This is a genomic window from Actinomadura formosensis NBRC 14204 (genome assembly GCF_001552155.1).
Lineage (GTDB): Bacteria > Actinomycetota > Actinomycetes > Streptosporangiales > Streptosporangiaceae > Spirillospora > Spirillospora formosensis.
In genome coordinates this window covers 1-3,397 of sequence record NZ_BCQQ01000252.1, presented here as the reverse complement: position 1 = coordinate 3,397, position 3,397 = coordinate 1, and the positions used below count along the sequence as shown (strand labels likewise).

Sequence of the window (3,397 nt, the reverse complement as noted above, 5' to 3'; positions counted from 1 at the left end):
ACCTGCTGGCCGCCTCCGCCGCCGGCCGCGCCGAGCGGCGCCTGCCGGCCGGGGCGTGCTGACATGGGCGGGCGCTCTGAGCCGGGCGGGCGGTCCACGGCGAGCGCGGTGGCGCGTCCGGTGGTGCTGGACGCGATGGGCGGCGACCACGGGCCGGCCGAGACGGTGCCGGGCGCCCTGGCGGCGCGGCGCGAGCACGGCGTCCCGGTGATCCTCGTCGGGCGGGCGGAGGACGTCCACCGCGAACTGCGGCGGCACGGCGGCGCCGGCGAGGTGGACGTGCTGCACGCCGGCGAGGTCGTCCCCATGGCCGAGCGCGGCGCGGGAGCCGCGGCCCGCCGCGATTCGAGCCTGCTGGTCGGGTGCGAGGCGGCCCGGCGGCAGGGCGGTTCGTTCGTCTCGGCCGGGTCCACCGGGGCCGTGGTGACGTGCGCGGTCCGCGCCTTCGGACGGCGCGAGGGCGTGCTGCGTCCGGCGCTGGCCGTGGCACTGCCCACGGCGGCCGGTTCCACCGTGCTCGTCGACGCCGGCGGGACCGCCGACCCGACCGCGGAGATGCTCGCGCAGTTCGCGCTGCTGGGCGCCTCGTACGCGCGCTGCGTCCTCGGCGTGCCCGACCCGTCGGTGGGCCTGCTGTCCATCGGCGCCGAGCCGGGGAAGGGCAACCGGCTCGCCCGCGAGGCGGCCCGGCTGCTGCCGGGCATGCCCGTCCGCTTCCACGGCAACGTGGAGGGGCACGACGTACTGGCCGGAACCGTCGACGTGGTCGTGACGGACGGCTTCACCGGCAATGTCGTCCTGAAGAACATCGAGGGCTGCGTCCGGACGACCCTGGACATGGTCGCCCGGGCCGGCATCGCCCCGCCCGGCCCGCTGGACGAGGTCGCGAGGCGCTACACCGCGGACACGCACGGGGGCGCCGCCCTGCTGGGGCTGACCGGCACGGTCGTCGTCGCGCACGGCTCCTCCGGGGCCGCCGCCCTGGCCCGTGCGTGCGTGGTCGCCTCCGAACTGGCCGCGGTGGACGAGCCGATGCCGGCGAACGCCCGTGTTCCCCTGGGGCCGGTCGTGTGAGGCGCTCACTCACCGCCGCGGGCGCGCAGCGGGTCACGTCCGTCCCAGGTGCCCCGGCTCGCGTAGGGGACGAAACGCGCGAACAGTTCCTCGGCGTACCAGTCCTCGCCGCGCACCCGCCCGATGACGGTGCGGTGCGCGGCCGCCCGGTAGGCGAACCGGGTCATGGCGGCCTCGTCCTGCCACAGCGAGAAGGTCGCCTGCCGGGCCAGCGGCCACTCCCCCACCCCGACCGAGGCGAGGCAGCCGTCCTGGCCGCGCAGTTCCCGGTCCACGCCCGGGACCGACCGGTAGAACGGCACCAGCCGGCTCGGCCGGATCGACGCCCTGGTCAGCACGGCCACCGGCCCGTCCCCGGCGCCCGGGGCGGCCACGGCCGCGGCGAACGGGTCGCGTCCGCCCCACCGGCCCCGGGAACCGAGCGGCGCGAGCCGGACATGCCACGACTCCTCGGCCTCCGCCCGCCACCGGCGGGCCACCGGCGAGCGCGCGAGGAACTCCTCCAGCGCCGGCTCGCCGTCCCACACGGCGAACAGCGCCCAGCGGCGAAGGTCGGCGCCGAGGCTCATGGACCGGCCGCGGCCCGTGCCCAGCAGCCGCCAGAACGACAGCCCGCGCGTGCGGCGCAGCGCCGGCCGGTCGAACGCCATGTGCCGCATGGCGTCCACACCCGCGTACCTGATGAGGTGGAACGAGGCGATGACCCTGCTATCGGTGGCTCCCGTGCTCGGCTCGGTCATCGGCGGCTACCTGCTCGGCTCGGTGCCGGTCGCGGTGCTGGTCGGACGCGCCCACGGTTTCGACCCGCGCGACGTCGGCGACCGCAACCCCGGCTTCTGGAACGTCATGGAACGGCTCGGCTGGAAGGCCGCCGTCCCCGTGTTCGCGGGCGACATGCTCAAGGGCACGGCGGCGGGGCTGCTCGGGCTGGCGGTGAGCGGAGCCGAGACCGGCACGCTCGGGACGGTGGCCGGGACGAGCGTCCTGCCCGTGTACGCGGCGGTCGCCGCCGCCATGATCGGCCACGCCTGGCCGGTGTTCGCGGGTCTGCGGGGCGGCCGGTCGATCCTCGCCTTCGCCGGCGGTTTCGCCGTGATCTGCCCGCCGGCGTTCGCGCTCGGCGTCGCGCTGCTCATCGGCGCGAGCCTGGCGCTGCGGTCGTTCGCCTGGGGCACGCGGGTGGCGGTCTTCTCCCTGCCGGTACTGCAACTGCTCTTCGCGCCCGCCGGGCACGTGGCGGGCACCGGGGCGCTGATGTGCCTCATCGGGCTGCGTTTCGGTCAGGCCGCCGTGGCGGGCCGCCGCGCCTGACCACCGCGCGGCCGTAGGTGCGTCCGCGCCAGGTGCGCGCGGGCCGCAGCACCGACCACGTCAGCCGCATCGCGGTCGTCACGTCGAGGAGCGGCGACACCACCAGGCCCACGCCCGGCCGCGCATAGCTGCCGCGCAGGGCCGTCACCAGCAGCAGCCGCTGCACGAGCAGGCCGAGGTCCAGCGGCGTCGGGCGTCCCGCCGCCAGCCGCAGCACCGGCAGCGCCAGGGTCAGCCAGACGACCGCGAGATCCGCGGCCAGCCCGCCGGCCGCGGTCACGTCCCGCAGCGAGATCGACCGCCCCCACTCGCGCCACACCTCGGCGGCGGACTCGTGCATGTCGACCTCCAGCAGGTCGCCGGCGTCCCGGAAGGCGACCCGCCAGCCGTCCCGCGCGAGCAGCCGGCCGAGCGCGACATCGTCGGTGAGCCGGCCGCGGACCCGCGCGAACCCGTCGGCCCGCACCATGGGGGCCTTCCGGAAGGCCAGGCACTGGCCGTTGAGCAGCAGCCGGTCCGGCGACGCGGCCACCGGGCCGATGGGCCCGAAACGGTAGACGAGACCGGCCAGGAACGAGGCGTGCAGCGCCTGCTCGGCCACCCCGCCGCACACGAACCGCGGCCCGGCCGACACCAGGTCGAACGTGTCGAGCAGCGCCGCGAGCTCCGCGCACAGGCCCGGCTTCGGGCGGGTGTCGGCGTCCAGCAGGACCACGATCGGCCCCGCCGCCGCCCGCACCCCCTGATGCAGCGCCCACTGTTTGCCGACCCACCCGTCCGGCAGGGGCGCCCCGCGGACGACCCTGGCGCCCAGCCCCGCCGCGAGCCGCGCCGTGCCGTCGCGCGACTCATCGTCCACGACGATCACCTCGGCCACGCCGGGGTCGGCGAGCAGGGGCCGCAGGCAGCCCTCGATCCGGGCCTCCTCGTCCCGCGCCGGGACCACCACCGACACCGGCCGCGGCGGCGGGCCGGAGCGTCCGGGCGCGAGCGGCGCGGGCCGGCCCCGGCC

4 protein-coding genes are annotated in these 3,397 nt (G+C 77.4%); 2 read left to right on the top strand and 2 right to left on the bottom strand.

Annotated elements, in window-relative coordinates:
- Positions 1–1,074 (top strand): phosphate acyltransferase (locus AF1_RS32210; RefSeq protein WP_306303199.1); only part of this gene is annotated, 1,074 nt, incomplete at its 5' end.
- 5 nt (positions 1,075–1,079) lie between these two features.
- Here AF1_RS32210 and AF1_RS32205 read toward each other — a convergent pair.
- Positions 1,080–1,814 carry a spheroidene monooxygenase gene (locus tag AF1_RS32205; protein ID WP_242608933.1) on the bottom strand — a complete coding sequence of 245 codons (735 nt, stop codon included), beginning with the start codon at positions 1,812–1,814 and terminating at the stop codon, positions 1,080–1,082.
- Here AF1_RS32205 and AF1_RS32200 point away from each other — a divergent pair.
- Positions 1,789–2,385 (top strand): glycerol-3-phosphate acyltransferase, encoded by a 597-nt coding sequence (locus AF1_RS32200; RefSeq protein ID WP_131732820.1) that lies wholly within the window; start codon positions 1,789–1,791, stop codon positions 2,383–2,385. The two genes, AF1_RS32205 and AF1_RS32200, sit on opposite strands and share 26 nt — an antisense overlap.
- Here AF1_RS32200 and AF1_RS32195 read toward each other — a convergent pair.
- On the bottom strand, positions 2,336–3,397 hold a 1,062-nt coding region (locus tag AF1_RS32195; protein WP_157419416.1), incomplete at its 5' end, for a glycosyltransferase family 2 protein. The genes AF1_RS32200 and AF1_RS32195 overlap by 50 nt on opposite strands.